Source organism: Pseudomonas batumici (assembly GCF_036585405.1).
Taxonomy (GTDB): Bacteria; Pseudomonadota; Gammaproteobacteria; order Pseudomonadales; family Pseudomonadaceae; genus Aquipseudomonas; species Aquipseudomonas batumici.
Genome location: NZ_CP144470.1, coordinates 4213656 through 4233244 on the forward strand (window position 1 = coordinate 4213656; position 19589 = coordinate 4233244).

Consider the following 19589-nt stretch of genomic DNA (forward strand, 5'->3'; position numbering starts at 1 on the left):
TTCCTTAGGTCAAAAAGTAGTGCAGCAGGTCGTTGAGAAACAGCTGTCCGCGGGCGGTGGCCGCGAGGCGTGACGGTTCGACCTGTAACAGGCCACTTTGTTCGGCCTCGACGCGTGCTTCGTTCAAGCTGTCGAGACTAAGCCCGGTACGCTGTGCAAACAAGACCGCGTCGACGCCCTCGGTCAGGCGCAGGGCGTTCATCAGGAACTCGAACGGCAGCTCTTCGTTGGGCAGGGCTTTTTCCCCGGCCTGGAAGGCCTTGGCCGGGTTCAGGTAGTCCTTGGGCAGGCGGGTTTTCCAGGTGCGCACGATACGCCCGTCCGGATGACTGAGCTTGCCATGGGCACCGGCGCCGATACCGATGAAATCGCCGAAGCTCCAGTAATTGAGGTTGTGTCGCGCCGTCCGCCCGGGCTGGGCATAGGCCGAGACTTCGTACTGGGCGTAACCGTGCTCGGCCAGCAGGGCCTGGCCGGCCTCCTGGATATCCCACAGGGTGTCGTCTTCCGGCAGCAGCGGCGGCTGGTTCCAGAACACGGTGTTCGGCTCGAGGGTGAGCTGGTACCAGGACAGATGCGTGGGCTTCAGGGCAATGGCCTGGCGCAGGTCGGCCAGGGCATCTTCCAGGGACTGGTCCGGCAGGCCGTGCATCAGGTCCATGTTGAAGTTGTCGAACCCGGCCCGTCGCGCCATGTCCGCCGCCCGCACGGCTTCGCCGCCGGTATGGATGCGGCCCAGGGCCTTGAGCTTGTCTTCCTGGAAGCTCTGGATACCGATGGACAGCCGATTGATGCCCAGTTGGCGATAGGCGATGAATTTTTCCTGCTCGAACGTCCCGGGGTTGGCTTCCAGGGTGATTTCGATATCGCCGGCGAACGGGATACGCGCTTCGACGCCCTTGAGCAAACGCCCCAGCGCCTGGGCGCTGAACAGGCTGGGAGTGCCGCCACCGAAGAAGATCGAGCTCAATTCACGGCCATACACCGCGTGCAGGTCCTGGTCGAGGTCGGCCAGCAGCGCGTCGACGTACTCCTCTTCCGGCAGCACGGGGCTCGCGGCATGGGAGTTGAAGTCGCAATACGGGCATTTGCGCACGCACCAGGGGATATGGATGTACAGCGCCAGGGGCGGCAGTGGTGACAGGGCCGCCCGAGGTGTCGGTACGCTGCCGTGGATCAGCGGCGGCGCGGAGTCGGTCCGTGTCATTTCAGGCCCAGGCGCTGGCGCAACAGGGCCATGGCGCGGGCGCGGTGGCTGAGCTGGTTCTTCTCCACGGGGCCCAGTTCGGCACTGGAGCAGTCACGTTCCGGCACCCAGAACAGCGGATCGTAGCCGAAACCGTGCTCGCCGCTGGCGGCGGTCAGGATGCGACCGTGCCACAGGCCTTCGCAGAGGATCGGCAGCGGGTCGTCGGCATGCCGTACCAGGGCCAGCACGCAGACGAACTGCGCGCCGCGCTCGGCGCTCGGGACGTCCTTCAGGGCGTCGAGCAGCTTGGCGTTGTTCGCCGCATCGCCCTGGCCATCGGCATAGCGGGCCGAATAGATGCCCGGCGCGCCGCCGAGAAAGTCCACCGCCAGCCCCGAGTCGTCGGCCAGCGCCGGCAAGCCGGAAATACGTGAGGCATTGCGGGCCTTCAGGATGGCGTTTTCGACGAACGACAAGCCGGTTTCTTCCGGTTCGACGCTGCTGAACTCGCCGATCGAGCGCAGGTGCACCGACCCGCCCAGCATGGCCTGGAGTTCCTTGAGTTTGCCGGCGTTGTGGCTGGCCAGTACCAGTTGGCTGAAATTCATCATTCGGCTGGGAAAAGTTCCTGGTTGAAGCTGAAATTGTGGGCATCGCCGCCGATAGTGACGGTAATGTCGAAGGTGCGGCTTTCCACCTGCGGTACCGGGTACTGCGCAAGGTAGTAGACGGCGCCCTGTTCGGTGATCTGCTTGAAGTGCAGTGGGACGTTCATGCCGGTCAGGTCCTTCACGTTGCCGCTGACCTGGGCGACCAGCGGTTTGCCGGCCTTGAGCACCGAGACGTTGATCACGCCCTCGGTCTTGCTGCGCACCAACTCCACGGCCCGGGCAATGTCCGGTTGAAGGTAGGTGGAGTTGAAGGTGTTGTAGTGCACGGTGAGATCACCGAACACTTCCTGGCGCTCGCTCTTGATGGGATCGGCGGCCATGGCCGTGACGCCGAGGCAGGCCGCCACCAGGAAAACAGCTGAACGAAGCATGATCATTCTCCTCGACACAGTGCGGTTTTACACCGCGAGCTGATGATCGGCGAGGCCCGGACTGCTGACACGATAGATGCCGATCTCCCCTAATAGATTAGGCCATAGCTTGCTGGCCCACCCGTGACGGTGCTGTTGATCCACGGCAAGCCGGTTGATCACCTTGGCAGAGCGTTCGCTGCACAGGGCCTCGAAGTCTTCGAAGGTGCAGAAGTGGATGTTCGGCGTGTTGTACCAGGTGTACGGGAGGAAATCGGACACCGGCATCCGCCCCTTGCTCGCCAGGTACCAGCGGCAACGCCAGTGACCGAAGTTGGGGAAGGTGATGATGCACTGGCGACCGACCCGGAGCATTTCGTCGAGGATCTTGTCCGGGTAGTGCACGGCCTGCAGGGCCTGGGTCATGACCACGATATCGAAGCTGTTGCTGGCGAAGTTGCCCAGGCCCTTGTCCAGGTCCTGCTCGATGACGTTGATGCCCTTGGCCACGCAGGTGGCGATGTTGTCCGGGTCGTTTTCCAGGCCGTAGCCGGTGACCTGCTTGTGGTCGCGCAGCCAGCTCAGCAGTTCGCCGTCGCCGCAGCCGAGGTCGAGCACGCGGCTGCCGGCGGGGATCCAGTCTTGGATGATTTCCAGGTCGGCTCTCATGGCGTCCTCACAGGGCTATTCGGTTCATGTAGTTGCCGAACGCCTGCAAGTAACGCGGGATCGGAATCAGGAAGGCATCGTGGCCTTGCGGTGCGTCGATTTCCAGGTAGCAGACGTCCTTGCGGGCCGCCATCAGCGCATCCACCACTTCCCGCGAGCGGGCCGGGGAGAAGCGCCAGTCGGTGGTGAAGGACATCACGCAGAAGCTGGCCTTGGCGCCGGCGAAGGTTTTCGCCAGGTCGTCGTCGAAGTTGGCCGCCGGGTCGAAGTAGTCCAGGGCCTTGGTCATCAACAGGTAGGTGTTGGCGTCGAAACGTCCGGAAAACTCCTCGCCCTGGTAGCGCAGGTAGCTTTCGACCTGGAATTCCACGCTGTGGAAGTCGTAGTTGAGCTTTTCGCTCTTGAGGCCACGGCCGAATTTCTCGCCCATGGAGTCATCGGACAGGTAGGTGATGTGCCCGACCATGCGTGCCAGCATCAAGCCGCGCTTGGGGATCACGCCCTGTTCCTGGAAGAAGCCGCCGTGGAACTCCGGATCGGTGAGGATCGCCTGGCGCGCCACTTCGTTGAAGGCGATGTTCTGCGCCGACAACTTGGGGGCCGAGGCGATGGCGACGCAATGGCGCACGCGATCGGGGTAGGTGATGGTCCACTGCATGGCCTGCATGCCGCCCAGGCTGCCGCCGATGACCGCGGCCCATTGCGTGATGCCCAGGCGGTCGGCGAGGCGGGCCTGGCTGTGGACCCAGTCTTCCACGGTCAGCACCGGGAAGTCGGCGCCGAAGGGCTTGCCGGTCTCGGGGTTGATGCTGCTCGGGCCGGTGGAACCGTTACAGCCGCCGAGGTTGTTCAGGCTGACAACGAAGAATTTGTTGGTGTCGATGGGCTTGCCGGGGCCGATGCAGCTGTCCCACCAGCCGGGCTTGCGCTCGTCGACGCTGTGAAAGCCGGCGGCGTGGTGGTGGCCGGAGAGGGCATGGCAGATCAGCACGGCATTGCTCGCCGTGGCGTTGAGGGTGCCGTAGGTTTCGTAGATCAGGTCGTAGGCCGGCAGGGAACGGCCACAGGCCAGGGCCAGGGGCTCGCTGAAGTGTGCCGTTTGCGGCACGACCAGCCCGACGGAATCGTGGGGAAAGACTGTGGACATCGACCCTGCTCACGCTTGAATGAGGCGTAAGTCTAATGAGCGGGGGGACCAGCGGCAAGCAGGGAGACCGCGGCGCCTGCATCGCCAGCAAGCCGGCTCCCACGGTTTCCGGTCGTATACAACATCAGGGTTCGACACGGGCACTGTGGGAGCCGGCTTGCTGGCGATGATAGCGCCCGGATCAGATCAGGCGGAACAGCACCTGCGGCATGCCGCTCATGGCGGCCAGCGGCGGAATCACATAGCTCTGGAGCAACTGGATGACCAGGAACGCGAAGATCGGCGAGATATCCAGGCCACCCAGGTTCGGCACGATCTTGCGGAACGGCGCCAGGGCCGGCTCGCTGATCTGGTACACCAGCTCGGCCGCCGGGCTATGGCTGCCGGGTGCGACCCACGAGAGGATCACGCTGATGATCATGGCGAAGAAGAACACCTTGAGGAACAGCGAGGTGACGCCGATGACCGACCAGATCAGCAGGAAGGCGATGTTGCCGGTCACGCCGTAGCTGAGCAGCAGGACCACCGCCATCAACAGCATCTGCACGGTAATCGCCAGTACCAGCGAGGACATGTCCAGCCCGAACAGGCTCGGAATGATCCGGCGCAGCGGCTTGAGCAGTGGCTGGGTGGCCTTGACGGTGAACTGGCAGAGCGGATTGTAGAAGTTGGCCCGGACCAGTTGCAGGATGAAGCGCAACAGAACCACCAGCAGGTACAGGCTGCCCAGGGTTTGAATGACAAAGATGGCAGCGCCATTGAGTGCAAGCATTAAGTGTTCCCTCGAGGATTACTGACCGAGTTGCTCGGCCATTTCGGCCGAACGATGGGCGGCGGCGCCGAGCGCCTTTTCTACCAGGGCTTCGAAGCCACCGGCCTGGAAGGTCTTGATCGCCGCTTCGGTGGTGCCGGCGGGCGACGTGACGCGACGGCGCAGCTCGGCGGCCTCGACGTCGCTGGAGACGGCCATATGGGCGGCGCCCAGGGCGGTCTGCAACGTCAGCTGGCTGGCGATGTCACGTGGCAGGCCGAGTTTCTCGCCGGCGGCGGTCATGGCTTCGATCAGCAGGAAGAAATACGCCGGGCCGCTGCCGGACACCGCGGTGACCGCGTCCAGTTGCTGTTCTTCGTCCAGCCACAGCGCTTTGCCTACGGCCGACAGCAAGGTTTGCGCCTGTTGGCGCTGTTCGGCGGACACCTGCGGGGTGGCGAACAAGCCGCTCACGCCCTGGCGCAGCAACGCCGGGGTATTCGGCATGCAGCGCACGATCGGCTGCTCGCCCAGCCAGTTGTTCAGGCTGGCGCAGGTGATGCCGGCGGCAATCGACACCACCAGCTGATTGGGTTTCAGGCTTGGGCGCAAGGCTTCGCACACGGCTTTCATGGCTTGCGGCTTGACCGCCAGCACCACCACGTCAGCCCCTTGGACGGCCTCGGCGTTGTCGGCGAACACTTCGATGCCGTGTTCGGCCTGGACCCGCGCACGGGTCTCGGCGCCTGGATCGCTGGCGCGAATCAGCGCGGCGTCCAGGCCCTCGGCGCGCAGGCCGCCGATCAGGCTGGCCGCCATGTTGCCGGCGCCGATAAAGGTGATTCGATTCTTGCTCTTGCTCATGACGGATCCTTGAAACCAGTGTGTGAGGCCATTTCAGGCCTGGCCATAGTCGCGGGCCCCGAACAGCGCGGTACCGATCCGCACCCAGGTGGCGCCCTGGGCAATGGCCGACTCCAGGTCGTGGCTCATGCCCATGGAAAGTGTGTCGAGCGGCAGGTTGAGGCTGTCTTGCAAAGTCCGCACGGTGGCGAACGCGGCGTCTTGTTCGGCACGCTCTTCGGTGGGTTCGGGAATGGCCATCAGCCCGCGCAATCGAAGGTTTGGCAGGTCGGCGATGGCGGCGGCCAGGGCCGGCAGGTCGGCCGCGGTGCAGCCGGATTTGCTGGCCTCGCCACTGACATTGACCTGGATGCAGATATTCAGCGGCGGCAGGTCGGCCGGGCGTTGTTCGGACAGGCGTTGGGCAATTTTCAGGCGATCCACGGAGTGCACCCAGTCGAAATGCTCGGCGATGGCGCGAGTCTTGTTCGATTGAATGGGGCCGATGAAGTGCCAGCACAAGGGCAGGTCGGTCAATTCCGCCTGTTTGCCCAGGGCTTCCTGCAGGTAGTTTTCGCCGAAGTCGCGCAGGCCGGCGGCATAGGCTTCGCGCACGGCGGCGGCGGGCTTGGTCTTGCTCACGGCGAGCAAGCCGATGGCGGCGCTGTCGCGTCCGGCGGCCTGTGCCGCCGCCGCGATGCGGGCTGCAACGGCGGTGATGTTGTCTGCTATCGTGGTCATTCAAATTCGCCAGCAGGTCAAAAGTCTGCGGCATTCTACCTGTATTGGGGAGCCTCATGGATATCACCGAGCTGCTGGCCTTTAGCGCCAAACAGGGCGCGTCGGACTTGCACCTCTCGGCGGGCCTGCCGCCGATGATCCGGGTTGACGGCGATGTGCGGCGGATCAACCTGCCGGCGCTGGACCACAAGCAAGTCCACGACCTGATCTACGACATCATGAACGACCGCCAGCGCAAGGACTACGAGGAGTTCCTGGAGACCGACTTCTCCTTCGAGGTGCCGGGCGTGGCGCGCTTCCGGGTCAACGCCTTCAACCACAACCGCGGTTCGGGCGCGGTGTTCCGCACCATTCCCTCAAAAGTCCTGACCATGAGCGACCTGGGCATGGGTGAGGTGTTCCGCAAGATCACCGAGGTGCCGCGCGGGCTGGTGCTGGTGACCGGGCCGACCGGTTCGGGCAAGTCCACCACCCTGGCAGCGATGATCGACCACCTGAACAACAACAAGCATCACCATATCCTGACCATCGAGGACCCGATCGAATTCGTCCACGAATCGAAGAAGTGCCTGGTCAACCAGCGTGAAGTGCACCGCGACACCCAGAGTTTCGCCGCCGCCCTGCGTTCGGCCCTGCGTGAGGACCCGGACGTGATCCTGGTGGGTGAGATGCGCGACCTGGAAACCATCCGCCTGGCCCTCACCGCCGCCGAAACCGGTCACCTGGTGTTCGGCACGCTGCACACCACCTCGGCGGCCAAGACCATCGACCGGGTGGTGGACGTGTTTCCGGCGCAAGAGAAGTCCATGGTCCGCTCGATGCTTTCCGAATCCCTGCAGGCGGTGATTTCCCAGAGCCTGCTGAAGAAGGTCGGCGGCGGGCGCATCGCGGCCCATGAGATCATGCTCGGCACGCCGGCGATCCGTAACCTGATCCGCGAGGACAAGGTGGCGCAGATGTATTCCTCGATCCAGACCGGTGGCTCGCTGGGCATGCAGACCCTGGACATGTGCCTCAAGGACCTGCTGACCAAGGGCCTGATTACCCGTGACAACGCCCGGGAGAAGGCGAAGATCCCGGACAACTTCTAACGCGAACCCCATGAGCTTCTACGCTGTCACAGAGGTGTTTGATTGATGTGACGCGGAGAAACTCATGGAATTCGAGAAACTGCTGCGCCTGATGGTGGAGAAGGGCGGTTCCGACCTGTTCATCACCCCGGGCCTGCCGCCGTCGCTGAAGGTCAACGGCCAGATCCTGCCGGTGACCCGTACGCCGCTGACCCACGAGCAGACCCAGGACGCGGTGTTCGGGCTGATGAACGAGCGTCAGAAGCTGGACTTCGCCCATCTGCACGAATGCAATTTCGCCATCCATCCCAAGGGCATTGGCCGCTTCCGGGTCAGCGCCTTCTACCAGCGCAGCCAACCGGGCATGGTGTTGCGGCGCATCGAGACACGGATTCCCGGGCTGGCCGAACTGAAACTGCCGCCGATCCTCGAGCAACTGGCGCTGCTCAAGCGCGGGCTGGTGATGCTCGTCGGGGCGACCGGAGCCGGCAAGTCGACCTCCATGGCGGCGATGATCGGTCACCGCAACCAGCAGGGCAGCGGCCATATCGTCACGGTCGAGGACCCCATCGAGTTCGTCCACGAACACCAGAACTGCATCGTGACCCAGCGGGAAGTGGGGATCGACACCGACTCCTACGAGATTGCGCTGAAAAACACCCTGCGCCAGGCCCCGGACCTGATCATGATCGGTGAAGTGCGTACCCGCGAAACCATGGAGCACGCCCTGGCCTTCGCGGAAACCGGGCACCTGTGCCTGGCGACCCTGCATGCGCCGAATGCCGACCAGGCGCTGGAACGGATCATCAGCTTCTTTCCCGTGGACCGGCATCCGCAGATCTGGATGGAGCTGTCACTCAACCTGCGGGCGATTGTCGCCCAGCAACTGATTCCGACCCAGGATGGCCAGGGGCGGCGAGCGGTGGTGGAAGTGTTGCTGAATACGCCACTGATGGCCGACCTGATTCGCAAGGGCGAGATCAAGGAGCTCAAGGCGCTGATGAAGCGCTCGACCGAACAGGGGATGCAGACGTTGGATCAGGCGCTGTATGCGTTGCATCAGGAAGGGGCGATCAGCTACGACGACGCCCTGGCGTACGCAGACTCGGCCAATGACTTGCGGTTGATGATCAAGCTGGAAAAGGGCGCGAGAGGCAAGGGGGCGGATAATTTGAGCCTGGGGCCGGCGTGAGCGGACAGGAGGGTTTTATGGTGAGCGGGCAAGCCCGCTCACCATAGGGGATCAGCGCTGAACGACCCGCATCTGCTCTTTCGGAATCACGCGCTTGGCAATCACGTAGTGGCTGTCCCAGTACGGCTTTTGCAGCGTATCGATGGTCACCGACTTGCCGCGGCGCGGCGCATGGATGAAGCGGTCGTTGCCCAGGTAGATGGCCACGTGGTTGACCTTGCGGCTCTTGATCGTGAAGAACAACAGGTCGCCGGGCTTGAGATCCTTGCGCGCGACTTTCTGCCCGTGGCCGGCGGCCATGGCATTGGAGGTGCGCGGTAGATCACCTGGCGCTACGCCGTTGAAGGCATACTTGACCAGACCGCTGCAATCGAAGCCCTTGCTCGGGCTGCTGCCGCCCCAGCGATACGGTGTACCCAGCACGTTCACGGCGCGGCTGAGCACGGTGCTGCTCTGCTTGGCGTTCGGCGCCGCCGGATTGACGGCAACGACGCTATGATGAGCTTTACCGTGGCTGCCGTGCTTGCCAGGGCGTTTGACGACAGGGGCGTCCAGATCGGTAGCATGGGCAACGGAAACCGGTGATTTGGCAGTGTGACCGTTGACGGAAGGAAGACGTTGCTCACGGTTGGTGGCGTGGGCGGCCAGTGGCAGTAATAGGCAAATGGTTAGCCATGTCTTTAAAAATGGTCGCATCAGGCAGGGCTCTGTAGGTAATCGCGCAACTTTATAACAGCTTTTTGGTCACTTTCGGGCCCGTTTGTCGATTCAATACAGGGGGTTAAAGTGGCAAACGGCTGCGAAATCCGACCCATGGGTCACGTGAAAGTCAGGCCCCACAAGGCTTTCAGCGATTTTTGGCAAGGGTTTGTTACATGTTTTGAGACAGTAAAAAAGTCACACGAAATTACGAAAAATTTATCTATCGGGCTCGGAGAAGGCGTTGATGAACACCTATCGGCAAGACGGCACCCCGGTTAATACCCACAACGTTTTACTCGGGTATTTGCTGTGGATTTTTGGTTTTACCGGTTCGCACCGTTTCTATTACGGCAAGCCGATCACCGGGACGATCTGGTTTTTTACCTTCGGAGTGTTCGGGATCGGCTGGTTGATCGACGTGTTCCTGATTCCGGGCATGGATCGGGAAGCCGACCTTCGATTCACGGCGGGGCCGGTGGACTACAACGTCGCCTGGTTGCTGCTGACGTTCCTGGGCTTGCTGGGCGTGCACCGGATGTACATGGGCAAATGGCTGACCGGCTTGCTCTACCTGGTGACGGGCGGGTTGTTGGGGCTGGGGGTGCTGTATGACTTCTGGACGCTGAATGACCAGGTGTCGCTGAAGAACAGCGGGCGGGGCTGAGCCCGGTTCCTGTAGGAGCGAGCAAGCTCGCTCCTACAAGGGGGGATCAGGCCTGGTGGGTGATCCGTCCGTCCATCAGCGTATAGCGCACCGTCCCCGGCAACGCATGGCCGATGAACGGGCAGTTCTCGCCCTTGGACAACCAGCGTTCGCCGGCCACGGTCGAGGTGCCCGGATCGAACAGCACCAGATCCGCCGCTGCACCGACCGCCAGCTTGCCTGCCGGCAGGCGCAGGGCCTCGGCGGGGCCTGCGCTCAGGCGCGCCAACAGGGTCGGCAGGTCCAGCAGGCCATCTTCCACCAGGCTCAAGGCCAGCGGCAGCAGCAGTTCGACGCTGCTGATGCCCGGCTCGGTCTCGCCGAACGGCGCCAGCTTGGCGTCCCGCTCATGGGGTTGATGATGGCTGGAGATGGCACTCACCACCCCGGATTTCACCGCCGCGCGCAGACCGTCGCGGTCGGCGCGGGTGCGCAGCGGCGGTTGCACGTGATAGAGGCTGGAGAAGTCGATCAGCGCTTCGTCGGTCAGGATCAACTGGTACAGCGCGACATCGGCGGTCACCGGCAAGCCACGGGCCTGGGCCTGGGCGATCAGGGCGACACCGCGGGCGCTGGTCAACTGGCTGAAGTGCGCACGCACGCCGCTCTGCTCCACCAGCAGCAGGTCCCGGGCCAGGGCCACGGTCTCGGCGGTTTCCGGAATTCCCGGCAAGCCGAGGAAACTGGCGGTCGCCCCTTCATGGGCCAGGCCGCCCTGGGCCAGGTCATGGTCCTGGGAGTGGAAAATCACCGTCAGGTCGAACGTCGCGGCATATTCCAGCGCCCGGCACAGGGTGCGGGTGTTGCGGAAACTCTCCAGGCCGTTGCCGAACGCCACGCAACCGGCATCGCGCAAGGCCACCAGCTCGGCCAGTTGCTCGCCTTCCAGGGCCTTGCTCAGGGCGCCGATGGGGAACACCTTGGTGTTGCCGGCCTCGCGGGCGCGGTCGAGGATCAGTTCGGCCACCGCCGAGGTGTCCAGCACCGGCTTGGTCCGTGGTGGGCAGCACAGGCTGGTGACGCCGCCGGCCGCCGCCGCGCGGGTTTCGCTGGCGATACTGCCCTTGCGGCTGTAGCCCGGCTCGCGCAGGGAGACGTTCAGGTCCACCAGGCCGGGCGCGGCCACCAGGCCCTTGGCGTCGATGACGTCAACGGCGGCGAAACCCGTCGGGGCGGCGCCGATGGCAATGAGCTTGCCGGCTTCGAGGTGCAGATCGGTCACTTGATCCAGGCCGCTGCTCGGATCGATGACGCGGGCGCCAAGTATGCTGAGTTTCACTGGGCGTTCTCCTGCTCGAATTGGCGCTGGGCGGTTTGCCCGCTCATGGCCATGGACAGCACGGCCATGCGTACGGCGATGCCGTAGGTTACTTGGTTGAGGATGACCGAGCGGGGACCGTCGGCCACCGCCGATTCGATCTCCACGCCACGGTTGATCGGGCCCGGGTGCATGACGATGGCATCCGGCTTGGCGCCGGCCAGGCGGGCGGTGGTCAGGCCGAACAGGCGGTAGAACTCGCCTTCGCTGGGCAGCAGGCCGCCGGTCATGCGCTCACGCTGCAGGCGCAGCATGATCACCACGTCGACGTCCTTCAGGCCTTCGGCCAGGTCGGTGTAGACCTTCACCCCGTATTGCTCGATGCCGATCGGCAGCAAGGTCTTCGGCGCGATCACGCGGATGTCCGGGCAACCGAGCGTCTTGAGCGCCAGCATGTTCGAGCGCGCCACCCGCGAATGCAGGATGTCGCCGACGATGGCCACCGAGAGGTTCTCGAAACCGCCCTTGTGCCGGCGGATGGTCAGCATGTCGAGCATGCCCTGGGTCGGGTGCGCGTGGCGGCCGTCGCCGCCGTTGATGATCGCCACCTGCGGACAGACGTGTTCGGCGATGAAGTGCGCGGCGCCGGAGTCGCCGTGACGCACGACGAACATGTCGGCGGCCATGGCCTCGAGGTTGCGCAGGGTGTCGAGCAGGGTTTCACCCTTGCTCGCCGAGGAGGTGGACACGTTCAACGTGATCACGTCCGCCGACAGCCGTTGGGCGGCCATCTCGAAGGTGGTGCGGGTACGGGTGGAGTTCTCGAAGAACACGTTGCACACGGTCTTGCCGCGCAGCAACGGGACTTTCTTCACGGCCCGGGCGCCGACTTCGAGGAACGAGTCGGCGGTGTCGAGGATTTCGGTCAACAGCTCGCGGCGCAGGCCGTCGAGGGACAGGAAGTGGCGTAGCTGGCCCTGATCATTGAGCTGCAGCGGGCGCTTGGCGTCTAGAGGCGTCATCGCAAGGGACTCTTAAAGGGCGAGGTCTTGAAGTTCGAGTTGGAGCGGCGCGGGGCCGGACAATTTTACCCGTTCCGAGGGAGCCAGCGACAGTGTTGCGCCGACCACATCGGGACGGATCGGCAATTCGGCGGCATCGAGGTCCAGCAGGCTGACCAGCGTCACGCTGGCCGGGCGGCCGTAGTCGAAGAGTTCGTTGAGGGCGGCGCGGACGGTCCGGCCGCTCATCAGCACGTCGTCGATCAGGACCAGGTGCTGGCCTTCGATCTCGAACGGCAGCTCGGACGGGCGCACCTGTGGGTGCAGGCCGTTCTGGCTGAAGTCGTCGCGGTAGAAGGAGACATCCAGGGTGCCCAGGGGCGCGGCGCTGCCCAGGGCCTTGAGCAGCGCCTGGGCCACCCACACACCGCCGGTACGGATGCCGATGAAGCGTGGCTCGGCAATGGCGCGCTTGCTCAGGTGGGCGTTGAGATCGACGGCCATCTGGCTGATCAGGTCGGCGGGATTGGGCAGGCTCATGGTTGCTCCTTCAAGGGCCCTTGCGGGGAATCAAGGCGAGGGCGAAACGTTCGGGCACCGCCGGTTTTCAGGCTTCGGCGGGCATCGGGTGTTCTTCGATCCAGCTTTGCAGCAGCAGCTTGGCGGCGATGGCGTCCACCGGGTTGTCGCGATAGGTGCCTTTCTGCCCGCCGCGGGCCATGCGTTCGCCCTTGGCTTCGAAGGTGGTCAGGCGTTCGTCCTGGGTGAAGAACGGCAGGTTGTAGCGGCCGTTGAGCCGGCGGGCGAACTTCTCCGCCCGGGCGCACATGTCGCTGGGGGTGCCGTCCATGTTCAACGGCAGGCCGACCACCACGGCGTCGGGTTTCCACTCCTTGATCAGGGCTTCGACCTGGTTCCAGTCGGGAATGCCGTTCTGCGCCTTGAGGGTGCACAGCTCACGGGCCTGGCCGGTGATCATCTGGCCGACGGCGACGCCGATCTGTTTGGTGCCGTAGTCGAAACCCAGCAGCAGGCGGATGGCGGCCATCAGGCGTGCCCCGCCTGGCTGGTGAGCAGGCTGAGGTTGATACCCAGGTGCGCGGCGGCGGCGGCCAGGCGTGCGTCGCTGTCGGTTTCGAAGAGGATGTCCGCGGAGAACGGGCAGGTCAGCCAGGCGTTGTCGGCCAGTTCCGCTTCCAGTTGGCCGGCTTCCCAGCCGGCGTAGCCCAGGGCGATCAGGCTGCGGGACGGACCGTCGCCGTCGGCAATGGCGAACAGCACGTCCTGGGAGGTGGACAGCGCCACGCCTTCCAGTTCGACGGTGGCCTGGTAGGTCTTGCCGATGGGGTGCAGGACAAAGCCGCGGTCGGTCTGCACCGGGCCGCCGGCATAGATCGGTACATGTTGGCAGAGGGCCGGCGACTCGATGTCCGGGCGCAGTTGCTCGAGGATATCGGCCAGGTTCAGCGATTGCGGGCGGTTGATCACCAGCCCCATGGCACCGTTCGCGCTGTGTTCGACTATATAAGTGACGGTCTGCGCGAAATTCGGGTCGGCCATGTGTGGCATGGCGATCAGGAAGTGATGCTTGAGGTACGTCGGTGTGAGGTTTTTCATGAGCCCTAGTGTGGCCGTGGGCGGGCGAGCTGACAAGCTCTGTAGGCGCTATTCAATTGCTGGAAAGCTTGTCGCCCCGGGCAAAGCGCCAGGTGCGGATGATCTCCAGGCGGTCGATGTCCGACAGGTCTCCGGTAAAGGGCGCGAACGGTGCCGCCAGCCGAACGATACGCTGTGCCGCCTGGTCCAGCAGCGGTTGTCCGGAGGACTCCAGCACCAGCACCTCATACAGCGAGCCGTCGCGGTTGATCGAGACCATCAGGCGCAAATTGCCGTAGATCTGCTGGCGACGGGCTTCCTCGGGATAATTGAGGTTGCCGATGCGCTCGACCTTCTTGCGCCATTCATCTTTGTACCAGGCGCCCTTGTCGCGCATGGTCGAGGCGGCGTTCAAGCGATGAATACGCGGCCGCTTGGCGTACAGCTGCTGTTCCTTGGCCAGTTCCGCTTCCAGGCTGGCGATGTCGCTGGACAGCTGTGAGCTGTCGAACGTCGGCGCCGGCTCCTGGGGCGGCGTCTCGGTCTTGACCTGTTCGTGCTTGATCACAGCTTTCTTCGGTTTCGGCGCCACCGTGGTGACCACCGCCTTCGGTGCCGTTTCCTTTACTTCCTGCTTCGCCGGCGGCGGCGGGGTGACCTGGTTGATGGTGTTGTCCTGGAACGGCGCGACCTCGGTGGTCTTGGGAATCGCCTTTTTATCCAGGGTGCCGCTGCCTTGCTGGTTGTCCTGGGCGAGGAAGTCGGCCTTCTCGGGCGGCTTCGGGCTCTTGAAGGTGGACAGGGTGATTTCCAGGGTCTTGCTGATCTGCTTGGGCTCGACGACGGCGAACCCGACGCCGAGGAGTAGCGCCAGGTGGATCAGCGCCGCCAGGAAAAGCGTGAAGCCGAGCCGATCCGCCGGGCGTACGCCGGCGCGGGAGAGTTCGGGAGGCAGATCGACGGGAAGCGTCATGACCGGAAAACCAACATCGCATGTATCGTGAGCCCGGCATGATAACGCAATGTTGGTTTTTTCTCGGCTGTTCTACATCAACGGGCTTGCAGCTTGCGCTCAATGGCATCCATCAGCAGGCCTGCGATGTTGGTGCCAAAGGCGTTGTCGATCTCGCGGATGCAGGTCGGGCTGGTGACGTTGATTTCCGTCAGGTGCTCGCCGATCACGTCCAGGCCGACGAACAGCAGGCCTTTCTCGCGCAAGGTCGGGCCGACCTGGGCGGCGATCCAGCGGTCGCGTTCGGTCAGCGGACGGGCTTCGCCGCGACCGCCGGCCGCCAGGTTGCCGCGGGTTTCACCGACGGCCGGGATCCGCGCCAGGCAATACGGCACCGGCTCGCCGTCGACCATCAGGATGCGCTTGTCGCCGTCCTTGATGCCCGGCAGGTAGGCCTGGGCCATGATCTGCTGGCTGCCCAGGGCGGTCAGGGTCTCGAGGATCACCGACAGGTTCGGATCGCCGACCCGGTGACGGAAGATCGAGGTACCGCCCATGCCGTCCAGCGGCTTGAGGATCACGTCACCGTGCTTGGCGGCAAATTCGCGCAACACATCGGCGCGACGGCTGACCAGGGTGGCCGGGGTGCACTGCGGGAACTGGGTGGCGAACAGCTTTTCGTTGCAGTCGCGCAGGCTCTGCGGCTTGTTGACCACCAGCACCCCGACGCGCTCGGCCTGTTCCAGCAGGTAGGTGGAATAGACGAATTCCATGTCGAAGGGCGGATCCTTGCGCATCAGGATCACGTCCAGGTCACTCAGGACCGTGTCGGTCTCGGCTTCCAGTTCGAACCAGTGCTCGGGGTTGGCGAACACTTTCAGTGGGCGCATGCGCGCCCGCGCCACGCCGGCATCCTGGTACAGGTCCTGCTGTTCCATGTAGAACAGGGTCCAGCCGCGTGCCTGGGCGGCCAGCAGCATCGCCAGGGAGCTGTCCTTCTTATAGGAAATGTTGGCGATGGGGTCCATGACAATCCCGAGACGAACGCTCATGGGCTATATCCTCTATGGGCCTTGATGGCCGCAATGGCTTGAAAAAGTGGCGTCAGAGTGGCGCTACACCGATTCGCGGTCAAGGAAAAACCGACTGTCCGGAGGGGGCTGGGGGCGCTTGATAGATTGCATCCCGAGACTGTGCTAAAAAGGCTCGCATGCCGCTTGAAGCGCTTACACATCAAGGGCTTCGCGCCCGAAAACCGCTCAGGTGCGGTCAATCGAGTCGCTGTGGCGATGGTAGAGCAGATATGGAACAGCATTCCACAGCCTTGAAAGTGATGGTCATCGACGACTCCAAGACGATTCGTCGAACCGCCGAGACGCTGCTGAAACACGTGGGTTGCGAGGTGATCACGGCCATCGACGGCTTCGATGCGCTGGCCAAGATCGCCGATCATCATCCGGGTATCATCTTCGTCGATATCATGATGCCGCGCCTGGATGGCTACCAGACCTGCGCCCTGATCAAGAACCATCGTGCGTTCAAGTCCACGCCGGTGATCATGCTGTCCTCCAAGGACGGCCTGTTCGACAAGGCCAAGGGCCGTATCGTCGGTTCCGATCAGTTTTTGACCAAGCCGTTCAGCAAGGAAGAACTGCTGGCCGCGATCAAGGCCCATGTGCCGGGGTTCGCGGCGGTAGAACAAGCACATTGACGGGGGGCCGGTTGGCCGCCCGCCTTATAAGCAGTGGGGAACACCATGGCACGTATCCTGATCGTCGATGATTCGCCGACTGAAATGTACAAACTGACCGGCATGCTGGAAAAGCACGGTCACGAGGTGCTCAAGGCCGAGAACGGTGCCGATGGCGTGGCCCTGGCCCGCCAGGAAAAGCCCGACGCGGTGTTGATGGACATCGTCATGCCGGGCCTCAATGGCTTCCAGGCCACCCGGCAATTGACCAAGGACAGTGAAACCAGCCACATCCCAGTGATCATCATCACCACCAAGGACCAGGAGACCGACAAGGTCTGGGGCACGCGCCAGGGCGCCCGCGACTACCTGACCAAGCCGGTGGAGGAAGACACCCTGATCAAGATCCTGAACAGCGTCCTCGCCGGCTGACGGCCCGCGCCCATGAGCCCGTCGCAGACCGCCTTCCAGCTGCTGCTGGAAATCGACCAGCGCTGTCGCCTGCTGGCGGCCGACCTGCCGTCCCAACAGGCGCGCCAGGACACCTGGAGCGGTATCGGCTTTCGCCTCGGCGAGCACTGGTACGTGGCGCCCATGGGTGAAGTCGGCGAAGTCCTGCACGAGCCGCGCTACACCCTGTTGCCGGGGGTCAAGCCCTGGGTCAAGGGGGTTGCCAACCTGCGCGGACGCTTGCTGCCGATCATGGACCTGTGCGGTTTTTTCGGGCAGGAGCTCTCGGCCTTGCGCAAGCAGCGGCGGGTGCTGGTGGTGGAGTACAAGGACGTGTTCGCCGGCCTGATGGTGGACGAAGTGGCCGGCCTGCAGCACTTTCCCCTGGGCGGGCAGCAGGGGCTTGCGCTGCCGCCGCCGGATGTAGCCGTGGCACCCTTCGTCCAGGGCCGTTTCGAGCGTGAACGCAGTTGGTGGATGTTCAGCCCGTTTGCCCTGGCGCAGGCGCCGGGGTTTCTGGATGTGGCCTTACAGGCAGGGGCCTGATCGATGACAAACGCTAAAACCGGCAAACCGTTGGAGGCTTCGCGCAGTCGTTCGCAGATCATCGTGCTGTTTATCGCCCTGATCGTGTTCATCATGCTGCTGTTCGCCAACTTCGCCTACCTGAACACCCAGGCCACCTACGACAAGCAATACATCAGCCATGCCGGCGAGTTGCGGGTGCTGTCCCAGCGCATCGCCAAGAACGCCACGGAAGCGGCTTCCGGCAAGGCCGCGGCCTTCAAGTTGTTGAGCGATGCGCGCAACGATTTCGCCCAGCGCTGGGGTTACCTGAAGAAAGGCGACCCGGCCACCGGCCTGCCCGCCGCGCCGGCCACCGTGCGCACGGAAATGCATGCGGTGCAGCAGGACTGGGAAAACCTGCTGAGGAACACCGACGCCATCCTCGCCAGCGAACAGACCGTGCTGTCGTTGCACCAGGTGGCCGCGACCCTGGCCGAAACCGTGCCGCAGTTGCAGGTCGAATACGAAAAGGTCGTGGAGATTCTCCTCCAGCGCGGCGCCCCGGCGGCACAGGTGGCCATGGCCCAGCGCCAGTCGCTGCTCGCCGAGCGCATCCTCGGTGCGGTGAACACGGTGCTGGCCGGCGACGAAACCTCGTCCCAGGCCGCCGATGCCTTCGGCCGCGACGCCGCCCGTTTCGGCCAGGTCCTCAACGGCATGCTCCAGGGCAATGCGGCGCTGAAAATCACCCAGGTCGAAGACAAGGACGCCCGTGCCCGCCTGGAGGATATCGCCGAACTCTTCGAATTTGTCTCGGGTTCGGTGGATGAAATCCTCGAAACCTCGCCGCAGCTGTTCCAGGTCCGCGAATCCGCCGGAAATATCTTCAGCCTCTCGCAAACCCTGCTGGACGAGGCCTCGCACCTGGCCAACGGGTTTGAAAACCTCGCCGGCGAGCGCTCCCTGGACACCATTGGCGGTTATGTCCTGGGCCTGCTGGCCCTGGCCTCGATCATCCTGATTGGCCTGGTCATGGTCCGCGAGACCAATCGGCAGCTGCACGAGACCGCCGAGAAGAACGAACGCAACCAGCACGCGATCATGCGTCTGCTGGATGAAATCGAGGACCTGGCCGACGGCGACCTGACCGTGACCGCGTCTGTCACCGAGGATTTCACCGGGACCATTGCCGACTCCATCAACTATTCCGTCGACCAGTTGCGTGATCTGGTGGCCACCATCAACCTCACCGCCGGCCAGGTCGCCGCCGCCGTGCAGGAAACCCAGGCCACCGCCATGCAACTGGCCGAGGCCTCCGAGCACCAGGCCCAGCAGATTTCCGAGGCGTCCACCGCCATCAGCGACATGGCCGAGTCCATCGACCAGGTGTCGGCCAACGCCGCCGAGTCTTCGGCGGTGGCCGAGCGCTCGGTGGAGATCGCCAACAAGGGCAACGAGGTGGTGCACAACACCATCCACGGCATGGACAACATTCGCGAACAGATCCAGGACACCGCCAAGCGGATCAAGCGTCTCGGCGAGTCTTCCCAGGAAATCGGCGACATCGTCAGCCTGATCGACGATATTGCCGACCAGACCAACATCCTGGCCCTCAACGCGGCGATCCAGGCGTCCATGGCCGGCGATGCCGGACGCGGTTTCGCGGTGGTGGCCGACGAGGTCCAGCGCCTGGCGGAGCGTTCGTCGGCGGCGACCCGGCAGATCGAAACCCTGGTGCGGGCGATCCAGACCGACACCAACGAGGCGGTGATCTCCATGGAGCAGACCACCACCGAAGTGGTGCGCGGCGCCCGCCTGGCCCAGGACGCCGGGGTGGCCCTGGAAGAGATCGAAGGGGTGTCCAAGACCCTGGCGGCGCTGATCCAGAGCATTTCCAACGCGGCCCAGCAACAGACCTCGTCGGCGGGACAGATTTCGCTGACCATGAACGTGATCCAGCAGATCACCACCCAGACCTCGTCCGGCTCGACCGCCACCGCCGAAAGCATTGGCAACCTGGCGAAAATGGCCAGCCAGCTGCGGCGTTCGGTCTCCGGCTTTACCTTGCCCGCGGCACCCGATGCGCGTGAAACCCGTTAGTGGAGTC

The 19589-nt window shown here is 63.9% G+C and carries 23 protein-coding genes; 7 read left to right on the forward strand and 16 right to left on the reverse strand.

All coding sequences use genetic code 11. The annotated features are described in order from the left end of the window. Positions 1-4: 4 nt before the first annotated feature. The 8 genes from hemW to NUH87_RS19090 form a co-directional block, all read right to left on the reverse strand. Positions 5-1207 carry a radical SAM family heme chaperone HemW gene (hemW, locus tag NUH87_RS19055; protein WP_338522271.1) on the reverse strand — a complete coding sequence of 401 codons (1203 nt, stop codon included), beginning with the start codon at positions 1205-1207 and terminating at the stop codon, positions 5-7. Then, positions 1204-1800 (reverse strand): RdgB/HAM1 family non-canonical purine NTP pyrophosphatase, encoded by a 597-nt coding sequence (gene rdgB, locus NUH87_RS19060; protein WP_338522272.1) that lies wholly within the window; start codon positions 1798-1800, stop codon positions 1204-1206. The genes hemW and rdgB overlap by 4 nt, the downstream gene beginning before the upstream one ends. After that, a complete protein-coding gene (locus NUH87_RS19065) occupies positions 1797-2231 on the reverse strand; it encodes a DUF4426 domain-containing protein (protein WP_338522273.1) in 435 nt (144 codons plus the stop codon). Before NUH87_RS19065 ends, rdgB begins: the two co-directional genes overlap by 4 nt. A gap of 27 nt (positions 2232-2258) precedes the next feature. Beyond that, a complete protein-coding gene (gene metW / locus NUH87_RS19070; protein ID WP_040071489.1) occupies positions 2259-2879 on the reverse strand; it encodes a methionine biosynthesis protein MetW in 621 nt (206 codons plus the stop codon). Positions 2880-2886: 7 nt separating this feature from the next. Then, positions 2887-4026: a homoserine O-succinyltransferase MetX gene (metX, locus tag NUH87_RS19075; RefSeq protein ID WP_040071488.1), complete on the reverse strand. Its 1140-nt coding sequence runs from the start codon at positions 4024-4026 to the stop codon at positions 2887-2889. Between the two features lie 181 nt (positions 4027-4207). Then, on the reverse strand, positions 4208-4798 hold the full coding sequence (locus NUH87_RS19080) for a YggT family protein (protein ID WP_338522274.1): 591 nt from the start codon (positions 4796-4798) through the stop codon (positions 4208-4210). Positions 4799-4816: 18 nt separating this feature from the next. Next, on the reverse strand, positions 4817-5641 hold the full coding sequence (proC, locus tag NUH87_RS19085; protein ID WP_040071486.1) for a pyrroline-5-carboxylate reductase: 825 nt from the start codon (positions 5639-5641) through the stop codon (positions 4817-4819). A 33-nt stretch (positions 5642-5674) separates the two neighbouring features. Next, positions 5675-6361 carry a YggS family pyridoxal phosphate-dependent enzyme gene (locus NUH87_RS19090; RefSeq protein ID WP_338522275.1) on the reverse strand — a complete coding sequence of 229 codons (687 nt, stop codon included), beginning with the start codon at positions 6359-6361 and terminating at the stop codon, positions 5675-5677. Positions 6362-6417: 56 nt separating this feature from the next. Between NUH87_RS19090 and NUH87_RS19095 the strand changes: the two genes are divergently transcribed. Continuing rightward, on the forward strand, positions 6418-7452 hold the full coding sequence (locus NUH87_RS19095; RefSeq protein ID WP_040071484.1) for a type IV pilus twitching motility protein PilT: 1035 nt from the start codon (positions 6418-6420) through the stop codon (positions 7450-7452). Positions 7453-7516: 64 nt separating this feature from the next. Beyond that, positions 7517-8623, forward strand: coding sequence for a PilT/PilU family type 4a pilus ATPase (locus tag NUH87_RS19100; protein ID WP_338522276.1), 1107 nt, complete (start codon positions 7517-7519; stop codon positions 8621-8623). A 51-nt stretch (positions 8624-8674) separates the two neighbouring features. Here the strand turns inward: NUH87_RS19100 and NUH87_RS19105 are convergent, their stop codons facing one another. After that, positions 8675-9319 (reverse strand): C40 family peptidase, encoded by a 645-nt coding sequence (locus NUH87_RS19105; protein WP_040071482.1) that lies wholly within the window; start codon positions 9317-9319, stop codon positions 8675-8677. Positions 9320-9569: 250 nt separating this feature from the next. On the opposite strand from NUH87_RS19105, the gene NUH87_RS19110 reads away from it, so the two are divergent. Next, on the forward strand, positions 9570-9989 hold the full coding sequence (locus tag NUH87_RS19110; protein ID WP_338522277.1) for a TM2 domain-containing protein: 420 nt from the start codon (positions 9570-9572) through the stop codon (positions 9987-9989). Positions 9990-10035: 46 nt separating this feature from the next. On the opposite strand, the gene NUH87_RS19115 is transcribed toward NUH87_RS19110, so the two are convergent. From NUH87_RS19115 to gshB, 7 genes are all read right to left on the reverse strand, one after another. After that, a complete protein-coding gene (locus NUH87_RS19115; protein WP_338522278.1) occupies positions 10036-11307 on the reverse strand; it encodes a dihydroorotase in 1272 nt (423 codons plus the stop codon). Continuing rightward, a complete protein-coding gene (locus tag NUH87_RS19120) occupies positions 11304-12308 on the reverse strand; it encodes an aspartate carbamoyltransferase catalytic subunit (RefSeq protein ID WP_040071479.1) in 1005 nt (334 codons plus the stop codon). The genes NUH87_RS19115 and NUH87_RS19120 overlap by 4 nt, the downstream gene beginning before the upstream one ends. A 12-nt stretch (positions 12309-12320) precedes the next feature. After that, on the reverse strand, positions 12321-12827 hold the full coding sequence (gene pyrR / locus NUH87_RS19125; protein WP_040071478.1) for a bifunctional pyr operon transcriptional regulator/uracil phosphoribosyltransferase PyrR: 507 nt from the start codon (positions 12825-12827) through the stop codon (positions 12321-12323). A 67-nt stretch (positions 12828-12894) separates the two neighbouring features. Further along, the gene (gene ruvX, locus NUH87_RS19130; RefSeq protein ID WP_040071477.1) at positions 12895-13335 is read right to left on the reverse strand and encodes a Holliday junction resolvase RuvX; all 441 of its coding nucleotides are present in this window, start codon (positions 13333-13335) and stop codon (positions 12895-12897) included. Continuing rightward, a complete protein-coding gene (locus NUH87_RS19135) occupies positions 13335-13904 on the reverse strand; it encodes a YqgE/AlgH family protein (RefSeq protein ID WP_040071475.1) in 570 nt (189 codons plus the stop codon). The genes ruvX and NUH87_RS19135 overlap by 1 nt, the downstream gene beginning before the upstream one ends. Positions 13905-13956: 52 nt before the next feature. Beyond that, positions 13957-14856 (reverse strand): energy transducer TonB, encoded by a 900-nt coding sequence (locus NUH87_RS19140; RefSeq protein ID WP_338522280.1) that lies wholly within the window; start codon positions 14854-14856, stop codon positions 13957-13959. A gap of 77 nt (positions 14857-14933) precedes the next feature. After that, positions 14934-15887 carry a glutathione synthase gene (gshB, locus tag NUH87_RS19145; protein WP_338522281.1) on the reverse strand — a complete coding sequence of 318 codons (954 nt, stop codon included), beginning with the start codon at positions 15885-15887 and terminating at the stop codon, positions 14934-14936. A 251-nt stretch (positions 15888-16138) separates the two neighbouring features. Here gshB and pilG point away from each other — a divergent pair, with 251 nt between their 5' ends. Genes pilG through NUH87_RS19165 form a run of 4 tightly spaced genes read left to right on the forward strand, consistent with a single transcriptional unit; the run spans position 16139 to position 19582 of the window. Then, a complete protein-coding gene (gene pilG / locus NUH87_RS19150; protein ID WP_040071472.1) occupies positions 16139-16546 on the forward strand; it encodes a twitching motility response regulator PilG in 408 nt (135 codons plus the stop codon). Positions 16547-16591: 45 nt separating this feature from the next. After that, on the forward strand, positions 16592-16957 hold the full coding sequence (pilH, locus tag NUH87_RS19155; RefSeq protein WP_040071471.1) for a twitching motility response regulator PilH: 366 nt from the start codon (positions 16592-16594) through the stop codon (positions 16955-16957). Positions 16958-16969: 12 nt separating this feature from the next. Continuing rightward, positions 16970-17521, forward strand: coding sequence for a chemotaxis protein CheW (locus NUH87_RS19160; RefSeq protein WP_338522282.1), 552 nt, complete (start codon positions 16970-16972; stop codon positions 17519-17521). 3 nt (positions 17522-17524) lie between these two features. Continuing rightward, the gene (locus tag NUH87_RS19165; RefSeq protein ID WP_338522283.1) at positions 17525-19582 is read left to right on the forward strand and encodes a methyl-accepting chemotaxis protein; all 2058 of its coding nucleotides are present in this window, start codon (positions 17525-17527) and stop codon (positions 19580-19582) included. The last annotated feature ends 7 nt before the right edge of the window (positions 19583-19589 follow it).